Source organism: Ensifer adhaerens, assembly GCF_013283195.1.
In the GTDB taxonomy this organism is placed as follows: Bacteria; Pseudomonadota; Alphaproteobacteria; order Rhizobiales; family Rhizobiaceae; genus Ensifer; species Ensifer adhaerens_G.
The window spans coordinates 1,153,417-1,169,668 of sequence record NZ_JABEKT010000002.1 but is presented as its reverse complement, the minus strand read 5'-3'; the positions used below and the strand labels follow the sequence as shown (position 1 = coordinate 1,169,668).

12 protein-coding genes are annotated in these 16,252 nt (G+C 59.8%); 4 read left to right on the top strand and 8 right to left on the bottom strand.

The genetic code is table 11. From position 1 onward, the window contains the following. Positions 1-164 precede the first annotated feature (164 nt). From LPJGGPFB_RS21725 to LPJGGPFB_RS21710, 4 genes are all read left to right on the top strand, one after another. Positions 165-713, top strand: coding sequence for a flavin reductase family protein (locus LPJGGPFB_RS21725; RefSeq protein ID WP_173421976.1), 549 nt, complete (start codon positions 165-167; stop codon positions 711-713). Between the two features lie 177 nt (positions 714-890). Continuing rightward, on the top strand, positions 891-1,898 hold the full coding sequence (tauA, locus tag LPJGGPFB_RS21720) for a taurine ABC transporter substrate-binding protein (protein WP_173421975.1): 1,008 nt from the start codon (positions 891-893) through the stop codon (positions 1,896-1,898). A 95-nt stretch (positions 1,899-1,993) separates the two neighbouring features. Next, positions 1,994-2,791 carry a taurine ABC transporter ATP-binding protein gene (locus LPJGGPFB_RS21715; RefSeq protein WP_173421974.1) on the top strand — a complete coding sequence of 266 codons (798 nt, stop codon included), beginning with the start codon at positions 1,994-1,996 and terminating at the stop codon, positions 2,789-2,791. Further along, positions 2,788-3,627, top strand: coding sequence for an ABC transporter permease subunit (locus LPJGGPFB_RS21710; protein WP_173421973.1), 840 nt, complete (start codon positions 2,788-2,790; stop codon positions 3,625-3,627). The genes LPJGGPFB_RS21715 and LPJGGPFB_RS21710 overlap by 4 nt, the downstream gene beginning before the upstream one ends. Positions 3,628-3,646: 19 nt before the next feature. Here LPJGGPFB_RS21710 and LPJGGPFB_RS21705 read toward each other — a convergent pair whose 3' ends face one another. From LPJGGPFB_RS21705 to LPJGGPFB_RS21670, 8 genes are all read right to left on the bottom strand, one after another. Then, the gene (locus LPJGGPFB_RS21705) at positions 3,647-5,053 is read right to left on the bottom strand and encodes an FAD/NAD(P)-binding protein (protein ID WP_173421972.1); all 1,407 of its coding nucleotides are present in this window, start codon (positions 5,051-5,053) and stop codon (positions 3,647-3,649) included. Positions 5,054-5,395: 342 nt separating this feature from the next. Next, entirely contained in the window at positions 5,396-6,004 is a 609-nt protein-coding gene (locus LPJGGPFB_RS21700; protein ID WP_173421971.1) for an RBBP9/YdeN family alpha/beta hydrolase, read from the bottom strand. Between the two features lie 369 nt (positions 6,005-6,373). Then, the gene (locus LPJGGPFB_RS21695) at positions 6,374-7,069 is read right to left on the bottom strand and encodes a hypothetical protein (protein WP_173421970.1); all 696 of its coding nucleotides are present in this window, start codon (positions 7,067-7,069) and stop codon (positions 6,374-6,376) included. Positions 7,070-7,674: 605 nt separating this feature from the next. After that, on the bottom strand, positions 7,675-12,018 hold the full coding sequence (gene traA / locus LPJGGPFB_RS21690) for a Ti-type conjugative transfer relaxase TraA (RefSeq protein WP_173421969.1): 4,344 nt from the start codon (positions 12,016-12,018) through the stop codon (positions 7,675-7,677). Further along, positions 11,981-12,295 (bottom strand): response regulator transcription factor, encoded by a 315-nt coding sequence (locus tag LPJGGPFB_RS21685; RefSeq protein WP_173421968.1) that lies wholly within the window; start codon positions 12,293-12,295, stop codon positions 11,981-11,983. The genes traA and LPJGGPFB_RS21685 overlap by 38 nt, the downstream gene beginning before the upstream one ends. A 38-nt stretch (positions 12,296-12,333) precedes the next feature. Beyond that, complete coding sequence (locus LPJGGPFB_RS21680) at positions 12,334-13,104, bottom strand: SDR family oxidoreductase (RefSeq protein ID WP_173421967.1); 771 nt, start codon at positions 13,102-13,104, stop codon at positions 12,334-12,336. Then, on the bottom strand, positions 13,101-14,810 hold the full coding sequence (locus tag LPJGGPFB_RS21675) for an acetolactate synthase catalytic subunit (RefSeq protein ID WP_173421966.1): 1,710 nt from the start codon (positions 14,808-14,810) through the stop codon (positions 13,101-13,103). The genes LPJGGPFB_RS21680 and LPJGGPFB_RS21675 overlap by 4 nt, the downstream gene beginning before the upstream one ends. Continuing rightward, a complete protein-coding gene (locus tag LPJGGPFB_RS21670; RefSeq protein WP_173421965.1) occupies positions 14,810-16,165 on the bottom strand; it encodes an aspartate aminotransferase family protein in 1,356 nt (451 codons plus the stop codon). The genes LPJGGPFB_RS21675 and LPJGGPFB_RS21670 overlap by 1 nt, the downstream gene beginning before the upstream one ends. Positions 16,166-16,252: the final 87 nt, after the last annotated feature.

Below are 16,252 nucleotides of genomic sequence, written 5' to 3'. Positions count from 1 at the left end.
GATCTGTGGCGGACGGCAACAGGGCCGGCAGCTCGAAAAAGATAAACTCTATAAAATTTATTGACAATGAAAAATCAGGCGATCATTTTTGAGTGGAGGAAAAATTTTTCCCGGATTGCGCATTGCCGACCGGGAAGCAGGTGAAATTTTTCGAGGATATTGCCATGAACATCGCTCTTGCCGCTTCCCCCGCATTCACGACATCCAGTCATGCCGCCGACCGTCCCTCCCCGGTCACGGCTAACGAACTGAAGTCGGCAATGCGCAATCTTTCAGGTGGCGTCTCGGTCATCACCGCCGGCGTCGGCGACGACCGAACCGGCGCGACGGTCACGTCGGCAACGGCCCTGTCGGTCGACCCACCGACGATGATCGTCAACATCAACCGGACGTCGTCCACCTGGCCGGTTATCGAACGCTACCGTCATTTCTGCGTCAACATTCTCGCAAGCGAGCAGCAGCACGTCGCCGAAAGGTTCGCCGGCTTCGGCGGCCTCAAAGGCTCGGCGCGCTACGACGGCGCGCACTGGCGGACCCTCGTCAGCGGTGCTTCTGTCCTTCACGGTGCGCTCGCTGCTATCGATTGCGAAGTCGAGGAAGTCATCGAGCGCCATAGCCACGCGATCATTCTGGGAAGGGTCCTGGCGATTACCTCCGGCGCCGGCGAACCGGTGCTTTACCATGGCGGCCGTTACGGCAGCTTTCAGCCATAACCGCAAGCATCGGCCCAACTTGGGCACAGACGACGTGCAAGTGGCCGAAGTTTGGAATGGCGTCATACCCCGTCGAGCAAACGGGGTATTTTTTATCTCCATAAAATCCATGGGTTTTGAGACTATCATTGCAGGCTCCACGACGGGGCCATCGGCAAACCGTTGAGGAGCACGGCAATGACAATCGCAAGACGCACCCTTTTGGTCTCAACCGCGGCGCTGTTGCTGGCGACACAGGGACTGTTCGCAGCACATGCCGCCGACACCACGCTGACCATCGGCTATCAGCCGATCGTCGAGCCGTCGCGCGTGCCACAGGCCGATGGAACCTATGAAAAGGTGACTGGCGCAAAGATCAACTGGCAGAAGTTCGATGGCGGTGCGGATGTCATCGCAGCCCTTGCATCCGGCTCGATCGATATCGGCTATGTCGGCTCGTCGCCGCTGGCGGCTGCTGCCAGCCGTGAGTTGCCGTTCGAAACCATCTTCGTGGTCGGCCTCATCAGCGAGGCGGAGGCTCTGGCGGTCAAGGGCATCAGCAAGCCGGAGGAACTTGCCGGCAAGAAGATCGCAACTCCCTTCGTGTCGACTGCGCACTACAGCCTGTTGACGGCACTGAAGCATTGGAACGTCGATCCGAAGTCCGTCGAAATCCTCAACCTGCGACCGCCGGAAATCGCCGCAGCCTGGACGCGCGGCGACATTGACGGCGCCTATGTCTGGGATCCGGTTCTGTCCGAAATCAAGAAGACATCGACAGTGCTCGCCACCTCCGCCGACGTCGCCAAGTGGGGTGGCCCGACCTTCGATGCTTGGATCGTCAGCAAGAAATTCGCCGAGGCGCATCCTGATATCGTGACCGGGTTCGTCAAGGTGACCGGTGACGCCTATGCCGATTACCGAGCAAAGCCGGATGCGTGGAACGCAACCTCGACCCAGGCGGAAAAAATCGCTCGGTTGACGGGTGCCAAACAGGAGGACGTGCCGGCCTTGCTGAAGGGATATTATTTCCCGTCCCTCGAGGAGCAGGCCGGTGCCGATCTCCTCGGCGGCGCAACCGCCAAGGCGGTCGCCGAAACGTCGGCCTTCCTGCTCGAACAGGGAAAGATCCCCGCGGTTCTTGCCGATTACGGTCCTTACGTCTCGGCGCGCTGGGCACAGGAAGCAGCCAAGCTCTCGTTCTGAGCGACTGGATTAGCAATCAAGGGGCTGGCGGAGCGCCTGCAGGCAAACCGCCGGTCCGCCCATCGATCCACGTCTGAGAGTAAGAGGACTGCACAATGTCGGTGCTTGGGCTTGAAAATGTCTCGCTGCGCTATGCACCTGGCGATGGTCGGTCGCAGGCACCGCTGGTTCTGGACCGGATCAACCTGGAGATTGCCGGCGACGACTTCGTCGTGGTGATCGGCAGGTCCGGTTCGGGCAAAACCAGCCTGCTCAACCTTGCAGCGGGTTTCCTGGCGCCAAGCAGTGGCCGGATCACGCTTGATGGGCAGACGTTATCCGGACCGGGCTCGGACCGGGCGGTCGTCTTTCAGGACGACGCGCTTTATCCATGGCTGACGGCGATTGAAAATGTCGCTTTCCCGCTGCGCCTGCGCGGCGTCGGCAGGGACCAACGGCTGAAGGAGGCGCGCGCTCTGCTCGAACGTGTCGGCCTGCCGGATGCGGCCGACCGCAACGTCTGGGAGCTTTCCGGCGGCATGCGCCAACGTGTCGGCATTGCGAGAGCCTTGGCCTCGCATCCGCGGTTCCTGTTGTTGGACGAGCCACTCGGCGCCCTCGATGCACTGACGCGGGTGCGCATGCAGGGATTTCTCCTGGACATGTGGCAGGCGAGCCGTGCCGGCGCGCTACTGATCACGCACAGCATCGATGAAGCCTTGATGCTGGCAACACGCGTCATCGTACTCAATGCCAACCCCGGCCGGATCGCAAGGGTGATCCCGGTGAACTTCGCGCGGGACTATCTCGCCGGCGTACCGCAATCCGAGCTGCGCGCCTCTGCCGAATTCCGGCGGCTGCACGATGGCTTGACCGGTCTCATTCATTCAGAAGACGAAGGTGTTGCAGCATGACCCTTTCCCTGGAGACGGCGTCGATCGACAACGAAACAACGGGTGAAACGGATACCGGGCGACCAGCACGGCCGCGGCCCGTTCTCTGGATCTCAGCAGCGACGATTGCCGCGCTTGTCGGCCTTTGGAGCCTCGTCTCGTTTTACGGGCTGGTGCCGCCGCTGTTCCTGCCCTCACCGCTTGCTGTGCTTCGCGCACTGAGCGGGCTGGCGACGACGGGATTTGTCGATGCGACGCTGGTGCAGCATGTCGCCGCCAGCCTTTCGCGCATCTTCGGTGCTCTTGCCGCTGCCCTTATCCTTGGCGTGCCCGCGGGTCTGGCGATCGGAACCAGCCGTTGGGGCAAAGGCATCCTCGATCCGATCGTGGAATTTCTCCGCCCGCTGCCGCCGCTTGCCTATCTGCCGCTGGTCATCATCTGGCTCGGGATCGGTGAAGCCTCGAAGATCGCCGTAATCACACTGGCAATGTTGCCTCCGATCATTCTGTCGACGGCATCAGGCGTCAAATCCGCATCTGCTGACCACATCAATGCCGCGCGCGCCTTCGGTGCATCGCGACGGCAACTGCTAGCGCATGTCATCCTGCCTGGCGCGCTGCCGTCCATTCTCACCGGTACGCGGATTGCGCTCGGCGCCGGCTGGTCGACGCTGGTTGCCGCCGAGCTTGTGGCCGCGACACGCGGCCTCGGCTTCATGATCCAGTCCGCGGCACAGTTCCTCGTCACCGACATCGTCATTGCCGGCATTGTGGTGATCGCGCTCGTTGCCTTCCTGTTCGAAGTTATTGCGCGGTGGATGGAGCGGCGGCTGGTTCCATGGTCAAACCGCCGCTGACGGTCGGTCATCGTCGTCCCTATGCGGACTTCTGGGTCACGCGGCGACGCGTTGCGATCAACCGTGCTGCAGCATAGGTTTGCGTCACGATCTCCGGGACCAGATCGATATCGGGCAGGCTGCCGAGACCCAAAGGGCCGACCGCGTAGAGGTTGGCGGTCGGATGACCTTCCGCAAGCACCTCGCCCGCAGGGCTGACCGCGAGGCCGAGCCCGAGTTCGTCCGGCTCTGCCAGGCCACCGGCAAAGAGGTTCTGGATGACCGGAGCCTTGAGATCCGGCGCAGAACAGCGGCAATCGATGACCTGATCGGCCTCCAACAGCTCTTCCTGTGTGACCCCTGCCCAACGAACCATCAATCCGTCCGACCGTCGGCGCCCTGCCCAACCCTTGCGCACGACGGTGCGGCCATCGGTCAATTCCTGCTGCAGTCGCAGATGCAAGGGTGCCGGCAGGCGATTGCGGTGGCTGTCGTAGATCGAGCGCAGATGGCGGTTGAACTGTCGCTTCTCGTGTTCCGGCAAGGATTGCCATAGCGAACGTGCGCGGCGCCTGAGCCCGTTCATCGCCGCCTGCCAGCCAAGGCCATTGGCTTCGGCGTCGGCGCAAGCGTGGCGGACGAAGGGGACGATATCGCGAAGCCTTGTCGGCATCGGATCGACGGGGAACGTGGGTGCTGCCGCCAGCCGTGTGTGCGCCTGCGGCAGGAACCCATGGCGAGAAACAATGGTGATTTCGCCGGCATAGCCGCTATCGCGCATTTGCAGCAGACGATCGACGACGCGCACGCCACTGCCAAGCAGCACCGCATGGCGTGGCACGACCAGGCGTCGTGCTCTCACCAGCGGGCGCTCCTCATCCGCGACTTCCATTTCCAGGGCGCGGATACCGAATCCGGTTGCAAGCACGGCTATATCGCATTCTATCGAGCCTTCCTCCTGCAGGACGAGAAAGCGTCCCGACGGCAGTTTCCGCAGTCCGAGCACCGCCTGGCAGGAGAGCTGCATCGAAATATCCGGCCGTCGCGTCAACGCTTCGGAAAAGCGCTGGTAGACATAATCGCTGAAAATGCTCTTCGGTACGAAGATCTGCTGGAACCCGGGAATGGCTGCGGAAACGGCGGAGCGGAAATCCTGATTTGCGCAAAGCCATTCGTTGAAATCCTCAGGCTGCCCGGCAGCAACCGAAAGATCCCGGACGCGGCTGTTGAGGATCTCGCCACTCTGGGCGGCGGCCATCACCTGTCCGCCGCTGATCGTCGGTTGCGGGTCGAAGAGATGAACATGAAATGCCGTTCGTACCGACTTCATCAGCGCGATCGCCATCATGATCCCCGAGAAGCCCCGGCCGATGATGGCGATGCGCGGTTTTGCCTGCGAACCGTCATTATCTGGCGAAATCTTGGCAAACAATCCGTGGACAGTCATGTGAGCTCCCTTGTTGCCTGACTGTGATCAGCCGGCAAAGTTTGAAACGCATGGCTGTTCCGATCCCGAACACGGACCGGACCTTGGGGTATCGCCCTGCACCGCGATCGGCCGCTGCGCTGGCGCATATCTGCAGTGTCGGGGATGGAGCCGCCAGCCGCATGGGCCGGCGAGGAGGTATCCGTTGTTCTGGCTGGCCTGGCACCTTGGCACATGGTCATCCCTATACGGCATACTCTATAAAGTTTATGCGCTATTAGAGCGCGAAAACGGAGCTACATCAAGCCCTTTGTGCACACCTCCGTTTCGAGCCGGCGGGCACGGGGTGACGCGCTGACCTCTCTACCGCCCCGCGGCAGCGCTGACCTCCCGCTTTTCACCGGCCTGAACAGCATTCACCGAGGGCTGCTCGCGCCGCGCAATGCCGTTCAAGACCGTCAGCAGGTCATAACCTCGCTGCCAGCGACCGAACCCACTGGCAACATTGATGTGGCCGGCATGACCGAGATCGACGAGGCGGCTCCCCCAACGGGTGGACACGTGCCGCAGCCGGTCGAAAGACATATAGGGGTCGTTGAGGCTGCCGACGATCAGGCTCGGAAACGGCAGCGGCTGCTCCGGCATGGCGCCGAACTCGATCGCGCCGGGATGAAGCCGGTCGGTCACATCGAGGTCGCATGGCGCCACGAGAAGCGCGCTTCTGATATGACGCGCCAGCGGTCTTCGCGCCAGGCTGGCAACGAGAATACAGCCCAGACTGTGCGCGACAAGATCCACGACACCGTGTCGAACTATGGCTCGCTCCAATGCGTCTAGCCATCTCGCGAGTACCGGGTGGTCCCAATCGTCCTGCTCAACGAGGGTGGCCTGCTGCTGGTCGTCCAGCCAGTGACGTTGCCAATGCCCCGCACCTGAGCCGAACAGGCCCGGAATAATCAAGGTTCTTGCCATGGTATCAGCCTCTTGCGAATGGGCAAAAGTGACGGCACGCCCACCGACTGTTGGTCAAACAGTTCATGAGACGATTATGCGAAGGTGAATGGCACGATGTAAGCAAGGAATGTTCAATATCTATAATTTCTATAGCATAACTTTCTTCCACCTCAAATCACGTCACCGAGAACGCCGTATTGGCCGCGGAACAATGCTTGAGGCAGAGTGTTTCCTTTGACGCGTTTCTCAGCGAAATCAGTTTCGTTTTGAGGCCTCTTGCAGTCAAAAAATTGCGTTGTTGGTGCCCGCGAAATTGATAGTTTGGGCTGACGGCTTCGACGGCAAACGCTATCGAGGTTTTGGGGAATGGTGCTGTGTTCGGCCAACTCAACAAGCCGAGCGAGAAAGCTGCTTCGACGGCGACATTGTGGGGTCTGGTTCGAGCTCAACGGGGAGATCGATAGGCTGGCTGAATTCAGCTTGATCGATCTCGTAATGGGAGCGCCTGGGTTTTCCTGAGGCGCATGGAAGAGGTGAGCTGGATTTGACCCGGGCGGCAAGCAAACGCTGCATGTCAGCTTGCGGGTCTTCCGAACCGGCAAACGTCAGCGCCGCGATGATGGCTGCTGGATTGTTGATCGACATGTCGACGATGAGATTGGAGATGATGCGCGGATCGGCATCAACCACATTGGCGTTGGGTGCGCCGTAGTTGCCGCCGGTCAGGATGCCGCCGGGCGCTGGCCCGTTGACGTCGATGCTGTCGCCATCGGTGTCGTTGCGATACTCGGCGTCCAGCAGCCGCGGCATGGCCTGGTCGGCGGAGCCCCAGGTCTCGCGGCCGGGCACGATGTTGTTGTAGGTGCCGTCAACAGTGCGAAGGCCGTTTGGAACATGGGGGTCGGGGATCGCGAGCTGCGCACCGGGCGTGCCCGCCGGAACCACATTGCCGGCGGCGTCGACGTAGATCTCCCTAAGGTCCTGCGCATTCGCGCCTGAATGCGCGGTCGAGTTGCCTTCTGCGATCTTGATCTGGCGCAGAATGAACATCATGTCCTGAAGATTGAGCTTGAACGCGGCCATTTTCCCCTCCGTCGAGACACAGCGATCCCCCCGGAAGGACACATGTCTTTCCGCCAACAGAGGTCGCGTCACTGATACTGGCCGGCATTAACGCATCGAAGCCTCGGCCGGCGTAGAGAACAAGGTCGCGTGATTTTCGCGACTAAAGGACGGCCCAACCAGAATACTTTGGTCCCCACCGTTCTCGGACCTTAGTCTGAGCAAGATTTCGCATGCCGGCTTTGCGTGAATGGCGCGATCCAGTAAGAAGTGTGCGGAACTTTCGCCGTACGCCTCGCTGTCTCGACGGTAGGGTCGATGGTCAACGTCAATATGTCGTGCTGGTCCGAGCGGAATGCAGCCTAACCCTGGGCGCAACCACGCTTGATACTGCGGCGTTCAATGGTCTCCGCCCTGCTGCTGCCACGCCCCTCGACAAGACGTCAGACCGCAATGCTGAACTGGTCGCCGGCATTCTTGTCACGAGTTTGACATGGCTCCTGCCGCTCTGGGCGGCAATAAGCCTCGGCTACGCCTTTTCGCTCAGCGTTGATTGCGCCAGCCATTCCGGGTTTTGGATTTCAATCCGACGTCGAAGTCGTCTTACAGCCAATTTACATACTCCCTCAACCTATCGCGGGCGCGCGGTGTTCGATCGCACGGCGCTGCCGGACGACGCTTGCCTCCTCTGCTTGGTAGGCGCTAGTGGCCCGCTGAAGGCTGTGTAAACGATGGCGCATCGCCTCAAATGCCGCTCTTTGCGATTTCGGGACCAAGTTGCTCGCACCTCTCTCGCTGTGGGCGAGTGCTCCCGGTCCGAAACGTGCATTAAGTGCCTTACTGACGGCTTGGAACTCCGCACGGACCTCCGGACTAAGCGCCCGAACCCTCCGTTCTAGGTGGGCTGCGTTCTTCGCCGTGTGTTTAGTCAAGTGTCGGAGTTCTCTCTCAGCTTCCTTCGTCAATCCTGGAATAGCGACGGACATGCGGGTTCGTTCAGTGCTCACTGCCAACAACTCAGCCTCGTAGGCGGCGGCGTAAGAGCGCCCCATGGCACGAATGCAGGCGGCAGCGGTCTTGACGGCCTGCAAAGCTGCCCGACGCTCTCGTCCGGCTGCCAAGAGCCCATCCAACATCCTGCCAGAGCCACGCAATGTGCCATAGGCGACGGGATCAGTGACAACGGCACGGACAATGCGTTCGGGATCAACTTTCATCGTTAGAATGCCTTCGATCGTCGCAACCGCAGCACCTGGATCACGCCAGATCCGCACCGCGTCTCGGCCGAATATCGCCTTCTCCTGTCTATAATGTTCAGCTTTCACGGCCCTCAACCGCGCCTCGTCCTCAACGCAGTTCTCGAATTCGGTTACAGCGGGCAACATTGGCAAGCGCGCGACGGGGGACTGTGGAGTAAATGCTGCCGGCACAATGAGTTGACCGGGCTCGCGTTTCTCGACTGTACGCTGCACTGCTGCAAACCGTCTAACGACCTCAAACAAATCTGTCAGTTCGGCCCTCTTCTCCTTAGACATGTTTTCCGGCATCCGCATCGTCGCGTCGCGCTTAGCGACGTCATCTGCCTTGTCGGAAAATGCAAGCCATCCAAACCGACGGGTCAGGGCCTCATCGATGGCCTTGACCTCTTGGACGATTGAGCGATCCTCCGCAGCAATCCGGAACGCGGACCGATAGGCTTCATACCCTCCGCGGTCCCCGGCTGCTTCGATCTCTAGAAGCCGCGCTCTCGCGTTATTGGAGAGCGGCGGAATAGCGAAACCCACACACGCTCTGCGCATTCGTTCGTTGTTTAGAAAGCGCCCTTCATGTCTGCGAAACTCCGCCGCATGAGCTCGTGCCAAAAGCGCGAGCTCTGACAAAGCCGATTTTGCCGCCACCCGCTCCTTCCGGGCAGCTTGGCCATCGACAAGGTTCTGGCCACCACGCAGCTTCCCAAGTTCTTTCGGAGAGCGAATAAGCCCATCTGCGATCAGTTGCGGATTCCCGATGGTATTCGAGGTTTGCGCGTTCAATCGCGCAAGCGCGACCGCCGGATCGCGGTAAATCCGCTTGAGTAGAGGCATGATCACCGCCTCACGCTCCGCCCAAGCCGCAGACGCAAGATGGGCGAGACGTGCATCCTCCACGAGTGGCCGCGAGAACGAGGTCGTTGCTGAGAGCAATTCTCTATCACCATCCGCCTCTATCTCAATCGATTGCCGCTCGGCTGCACCGCACCTTGCGCTAATGCGTTCGGAATGGACAGTCGCAAGCTCAATTGCGACGTTGGCTCGTTGCCATAGCTGGACCACACTACGACGCTGATCGGAAACCCAACTCAGCGCACTAATAGCTGTCTTGACCAGGCTTGAGCGCGAAATAGCCTCAATTCCGCGGCGCTGCGCGAAGTCTTCTGCCAGTGAGCGATATGCATCTTCAGTCACATAATCCAGCGTGGTCGTTTTCCCACCCGAACGGGAGAGCCGTTCAACCAGCTCAGGAAACAGGGCCGGCAAACGATTTTCCCTGGCAATCCGACGTTGTCGATCCCCTGCCCTCTCAATCAACCTCGCTGTCCAGACATTGCGCTCGACCACACGCTCTTCGAAGCGCGTTCTGGCAGGATTCTCACCGAGGACCGCAACCTTGATCGTGACCTTTTCTGTCCCGTCCCTTCGAAGTATTACGGAGTCGCCGAATTTCACTCCGCCATCCTCTAGTGCCTTGGGTAGATTGACGCCCCACAGGCGATGCGTCACTCCATCTTCCAGACGCAGATCAGCATAAGGACTTGGACCGGCACCCTCGCGTGCGCGAAACTTTGCGATACCTGTCTCGACGAGCTCGCCGGTAACGCCGTAGGTGCAATCGGCATGCGGCCCTCTTTCGTATGCCTGTCTCCGCTGGAAATCCTCTGACGCGGCATACAGATCTGCGCGGTAACGGTGGCGGGTCATCGCGACATACGTCAGATGCTGGTCCATCATCCCAGTGGCGAGCACGAAGGCGCGATCAAAGGTCGAGCCTTGGCTTTTATGGATGGTCGCGGCGTAGCCATGATCGACATTCCGATAGGTACTCTCAGCAAAAACGACAGAGCGTCCATTGTCGAGCCGAACTGTGAGCGCCACCGATTGCCTACCGGCTACTGTTGCACGAACAGTCCCGAGCATGCCGTTCTTCACGTGTTGAACACCTAGGTGCGCGGCATGTGGCTCAACGAACCGGGCATTCTCGAGAAAGATGATACGGTCGCCAACCGCGAATTCCCGCATACCGCGCTCAGTCAAGAACGGCCTGCCGTCCGGTAACAATCCATCCGTCGAAAGCACTTCGCGAATAGAACGGTTCAGCACCCTTACGTCGTCATTGGTATGCGCGAGCACAGCCAACTCGTTGCCATGCGGCTGGCGACCTTCGGCTGCCGATTTCGCTACCAATCCGCGGTGTGCAGTTGTCCAGTCTACGACAATGCGCTCTATGGCAGCCTGACGGGTCTGAGCGCTAACGATATGTCCGCGTTCGCTATAAGCGGCAAGCGCCTCTTTCACTTCACCGCGGGCAAATTGCTTTGAGGCAGCACGCGCCCATTCCATTTTCTGCCGTCGAACACCAGCTAGTTCCACAAAGCTGATGCGCTCGACAATCGCCCGGAAAGCCGCGCCCGCCTGAATCGGCTGGAGTTGCATAGGATCACCAACGAGTACCGCCTTTGCGCCCGCTTCCTCGATATGCTTCAACAAACTCGCCATCTGTTGTGACGACACCATTCCGGCCTCGTCGACGATTAGCACATCTCCTTTTTGGAGAAGGTCGTTTCGTCGCTGCCAAGCGTGCTCCCAAGAGGCGATTGTGCGAGCCCGAATGCCCGAGCTTTCCTCCAATCCTTCAGCAGCCTTTCCGGCGAGTGCCGCACCGACTACACACCGACCCTCTGTTTCCCAGACAGCGCGGGCAGCACTCAACAATGTCGATTTACCGGCACCGGCCACACCGACGACTGCAGCGATTGCGCCTTCGGCGGTAATATGCCGGACGGCGTCAATTTGCTCTGCGTCGAGGCGAACACCCGCGGCAGAGCGTTCGTGCGATGCAACGGCGGCAGCAACTCTGGTGCTTGAGACACCAAAGCCGCTCATCTTCGACAACGCGGTGGCCAAGCGTGCCATTTCATACTCGGATTTCACCAGACCGCGCGTAGTGAACACTGTCGGCTGCTCGACTTTGTTGGTTTCGCCATTTAGCCGCTGTGGCTGCAGTATAACGAGATCGTCCGATGACATCAGTCTGGCGCGAACATTGGCAAAGACAATCGGATCGTCGATGTAGCGATGAATCTCGCGGGCGATGTCCCACTCGCTAAAGGTCGATCGCTCGTTGGCGAGTTTCTTGAGCAACAGAGCCGGATCGTCCATCAGTCGGTCGGCAATCTCATAGCGCTTGGCCAATGCCGCCGGTGAAAAGTAATTTTCGATGCCTTTGCGAACAAGCGCAGCACGATTCGGACCAAGATGCCGCTGCTCCAGTCCGCGAAGTCCTTGTTCATCGTAGGAACGGCCATCGAGGTGGAAATCATGGCCGGCAAGCGCCAGATGGCGGCTTGCGGTTTCCGCCCAGGCGACCTTCCACTTCCTCAGCACCTCCTTGTCGCCTGCCCACAGTCGATAAATGATTTTTCCCTCAGGTCGGTCAGGCGTGTTGACGCGTACCGGCTGGCCGCCTTCACCAATGATCGCAACTTTCTTCGGCCCGAACCCCACCTCCGCCAAAGGCCGCAGCGTTACCATGATATGGATATGCGGGTTGCCGTCCTTGTCGTGATAAACCCAATCGGCGACCATTCCTCGCGACGTGAGGTTCTGCCGCACGAAGTCGCGGACAAGTTCTATGTTCTGCTCGCGACTTAATTCGACCGGAAGCGCTAGAATGATCTCACGGGCGCAGCCTGCAGTCCACCATGGGCGGGGCAAGCGAGCGACCGTGATTGCCGTCGGTCGTCTGCTCGAGAGACACTATCTTTGTCTGGAGCGTTGTGGCGGCCTTGATTTGCGCACAGAACGCAAATGGATCCATGTCTGGACCAGAGCAGTCGATTATGACCGCCAGCGGTGGGGCTTGATGGACACGGCCCAGAAGCTCGCTCAAACGGCTGGTGTTTCCAGCCTCGAAACCTTCAAGCGTGAGGATGTGCTTAAGGAGAAGGTAAAGCTCCGCGTCTTCCGTATGGATAAGGATTCGTCCGTTCATCACTCGCTCCATTGCGCAAGAATTTCCCGACTACAGGCTCACGCTGGCGCGTACTCCCCGCCATTGACATCCAGGATTGCCCCGTTGACGAAGGCGGCTTCTTCGCCGGCGAGAAAACCGACGACCGCAGCGACTTCGTGGGGGTCGCCCATTCGGCCGGCGGGAATACGGGTGACAGCCGCACGGTTGATTTGGTTGCCGCTCGCACCCGCCATGGCTGTAGCGATCCTACCCGGAGCAACGACGTTGACTGTGATGCCGTGGGCGGCATAGGGCCAGACGAGAGACCGCGCGAGACCGGCAATCGCTGCTTTAGAGGCAACATATGCACTGCCGGCGATGCGCGGAAGTGTTCGCCCGGCAACCGAGCCGATGAAGACGATACGCCCGAAGCCGTGACGCACCATGCCTGGCAGCACCGCCTGGCAGCAAAGCATCGCACCGGTCAGATTGACGGAGAGAACAAAGTTCCACTCGTCGAGCGACACCTCGCTGAAAGGCGCCGGACCGTCGACACCTTTTGGCGAGACGCCGGCGTTGCAAACGAGAACAGCAACACTTCCCCAGCCTTGTTCGAGCTCACGAAAGAATGTGGTGATTTGAGCTGGCTGCCCGAGATCGACCGTGCGCGCAAAGATGCGGTCAGCACCGAATTCGCGGCCAAGGCAATCTTTGGCGTTCTCCACATGGCCTTCGTTTTGACCGAAGATCGCAACTCTGTACCCGCGTTGGAGAAGATATCGGGCTGTCGCCAGCCCAATACCTGTCGTGCCGCCAGTGACCACGGCGATCCTAGCGGCGTTTGTCATGCCGCCGCATCCATGTTGGCAAAGAGAGAAAGGGGAGGATGTGCTTCCGGGTCCGTCATGACCTCAATCAGCATGGGCGTCGGCGCCCGGATACTGCGTTCAAGCAGATCGGTCAGATCACCGGGATCCTCAATGCGGGCCGCAGGGCAACCACAAGCTCTTGCGATCTGCACATGATCGACGTCGGCGAAGTGGCAGGCCGTCGTGAAGCGACCGAACTTGACGGTCTCCGCATCCCGTTGAAAGCCGAGGATGCCGTTATTCAATAGGATCGTGATCACCGGAAGCTGCATGCGCACGATCGTTTCAAGCTCGGCCCAACTATGGGCGAAGCCGCCATCACCGACGAGGGCAATGACCGGATTTTGAGGTCGGGCAACCTTGGCTCCCATTGCGAGTGGCACACCCCAACCAAGGCCCGCGAGTCCGCGCGGCGTGATAAAGCGCATGGCGCCCGGAGCACGCAACTGCCCGACAACCCACATCGAGGAATAGGAAGCGTCAGCGACGATCGTCATATCAGGGGTCAAAACGGACTGAAGTTCAGCCATTACCCGCTCTGGTCGGATGGGCCTGGAGGCTGCGGTCGCAACGTCCCGGCGATCACGTTCAAATGCAGACCAGATCGCCGCTATGCGTTCTTCCAATCGCGGACGTTCGCGATTGCGACGGGCAAGGTCGACGCGACCAAGGGCCGTACGAAGGGCCGTAATCGTCTCGGCCGCGTCACCAACTAGCCGCACAGCCTCGTAATTCCGGCCGATCTCGATCGGGTCGACATCGATATGCACGACAGTCGCGGAATTTGCGATCTGCCGCCAATTGTCTGTTCCGTTCTGATTGGTTCGCGTACCGACCAGGATTACCAGGTCCGCCTCCTCAATCAGTGGCAGGGAATGACGCCCGAGCGAGCGTGGGCCGGTTAATGACCCAAGGACACCGGCAGACAAGGGATGAAACTCGTCGACAACCCCCTTGCCCATATTGGTTGTGATCACGGGCAGGCTTGCTTCGTGCTGCAAGGCTGTCAATTCTTCCGAGGCGCCCGACGCATGCACGCCGCCACCAGCAACGATGATAGGCGCCTTCGCCGATGCAATAAGGCGCGCCACCTCATTAAGCGCATCCTCCTGTGGGCGGGTGCGATCAAGTGGCCAGTGACCAAGGCATTTCAATCTTGGGCTGGCAGTGGGGGCCGATTCGGCACGCAACAGGTCGGCGGGCAGGAGCAGGACAGCAGGCCCCGGACGGCCAGACGCAGCGACGGTGAAGGCAGCATCCATATAGTCGTCAATTCGGTTTGGAACTTGAACGCGCCGGACCCATTTGGCGCAGGATTGGAAGAGTTCGATTTGGTCGAGATCCTGGAATGCATTTCTGTCCGTTTGATCGCGTTCGACATCTTGAACGAGCGCAACGATCGGAACGCTGGCTTTCAACGCTTCCGCAAGTGGTGGGACAAGAAGTGTCGCGGCAGGACCGTTCTGTGCGGCAACGACGGCGACTTTACCGGATATGCGGGCATATCCGTCTGCCATCGCCCCACCCATATTTTCCTGCCGATAGGCAATCTGCTTGATGCCAGCTGCCTCCGCCGCGAGAATAACGGCCGAGGGAAGGCTTTGGGCGAAGATGAATTCGACCTTGTGGCGGCAAAGGATACGGGCAATGCGCTCGGCGACAGTTTCAGTTGCGGTATCGGTCATTATTGCGCCCTCTCGTTGGCGGCGTGAACATCGAGGAAATCATCAAAGGCAGTAAGAACGCGGTCGATGTCGCTGTTGGTCATGGGTGTCGAAAGGCACGCTGCGGCGCCATGGGGAAGGAGGATGCCGTGTTGAAGGAAATGCCGTGCCAGTCCCTTCATCACGCGGCCCTCCGCATCACTCAACAACGCTTCTCGAAACTCGGTTGGCGCATGACGTTTGGGATGTATGCGAAACAGCGAAGCAGCCCCGGTGACAGAGAATGGTGCACCGGTCCGGTTGAGGCTGCTCAGAAGACCGCTGCGCAGCCGCTCTCCGAGCGCTTCCAAATGATCGAAGTTTTCCCGTGTCATTGCCTCCATCGCGACGCGACCGGCGACCATTGAGACGGGGTTGGCGGAAAACGTACCTCCCTGCGGCAAAAGCGGCCTTGCGTCTTCGGTACCGAAGACCCGCATGATCTCCTCGCGCCCGCCGATTGACCCGATCGGAAAGCCACCGCCGATAATTTTGCCTGCGGTGACCAGATCGGGCGTCAAGCCATAACGCGGTGACGCGCCTGAGTAGCTCTGCCTCAGATTGAGCACCTCATCGGCAATGATGAGGATGCCGTTCTTGCGGGCGGCCGAAGTGAGCGCCTCGATGAAGGCCGTCGTGGGATGAACAAGACCGGCGCGGCTCGGCATCGGATCGATCAACACGCAAGCGACACGGTCGCGCAAGGCGTATAGGCGTCGCTCCAGTCCTTCGACATCGTTGAAACGAATGAGATGGACGTCATCGGCGACACTTTCAGGCGTGCCACGATAGGCAGGCAGGGCCCTTGGTTTCGCTGCCCGGTCGTCCGGGTTCGAGACCACGGCTTGTCCCGCCTCCGCCCAGTCATAGGCGCCGTGATAGGCCCCCTCGATTCTGACAATGCCGGGTCGACCTGTAAATGCGCGAGCGGCCTTGATCGCAAACATCACCGCTTCGGTGCCGCTGTTAACGAAGCGCACCTGCTGCATGGCAGGGATTCGGTCGACCAGTAGCTCAGCAAGCCTGATCTCGTGTTGTGTCGGATTGGCAAAACACGTGCCCGTCCGCATGAGATCGCTGACGGCCCGGCAAACCGGTTCGAAACCGTGCCCGTGGATGAGCGTCGTGAAATTGTTGTTGAGATCGAGCAGACGATTTCCGTCGACATCAACCAGATAGGCGCCTTCTCCATACGCGACGTAAAATGGAATGGGGTCTTTCTCGACCGTTGCGCGGGTCACTCCGCCGGGGAAGACCGGCATTGCGCGACGGTACAGGCGTGACGATTTAGTCCGTGCAGGCGAAGCCTGCGCGGCATGAATTTCTTGAACTGGCATGGCTTGTTCTTTCTGAGCAACACGTTCGGCTCGCTGTTTGTACGAGCTTTACATTTTTGTTGCAACAAAAATATCAGCCTTCAATTC

Coding starts and splice junctions, on each gene's coding strand:
- LPJGGPFB_RS21725 (WP_173421976.1), top strand. CDS start 165: ATGAACATCGCTCTTGCCGCTTCCCCCGCATTCACGACATCCAGTCAT.
- tauA (WP_173421975.1), top strand. CDS start 891: ATGACAATCGCAAGACGCACCCTTTTGGTCTCAACCGCGGCGCTGTTG.
- LPJGGPFB_RS21715 (WP_173421974.1), top strand. CDS start 1,994: ATGTCGGTGCTTGGGCTTGAAAATGTCTCGCTGCGCTATGCACCTGGC.
- LPJGGPFB_RS21710 (WP_173421973.1), top strand. CDS start 2,788: ATGACCCTTTCCCTGGAGACGGCGTCGATCGACAACGAAACAACGGGT.
- LPJGGPFB_RS21705 (WP_173421972.1), bottom strand. CDS start 5,053: ATGACTGTCCACGGATTGTTTGCCAAGATTTCGCCAGATAATGACGGT.
- LPJGGPFB_RS21700 (WP_173421971.1), bottom strand. CDS start 6,004: ATGGCAAGAACCTTGATTATTCCGGGCCTGTTCGGCTCAGGTGCGGGG.
- LPJGGPFB_RS21695 (WP_173421970.1), bottom strand. CDS start 7,069: ATGGCCGCGTTCAAGCTCAATCTTCAGGACATGATGTTCATTCTGCGC.
- LPJGGPFB_RS21685 (WP_173421968.1), bottom strand. CDS start 12,295: ATGAACGGACGAATCCTTATCCATACGGAAGACGCGGAGCTTTACCTT.
- LPJGGPFB_RS21680 (WP_173421967.1), bottom strand. CDS start 13,104: ATGACAAACGCCGCTAGGATCGCCGTGGTCACTGGCGGCACGACAGGT.
- LPJGGPFB_RS21675 (WP_173421966.1), bottom strand. CDS start 14,810: ATGACCGATACCGCAACTGAAACTGTCGCCGAGCGCATTGCCCGTATC.
- LPJGGPFB_RS21670 (WP_173421965.1), bottom strand. CDS start 16,165: ATGCCAGTTCAAGAAATTCATGCCGCGCAGGCTTCGCCTGCACGGACT.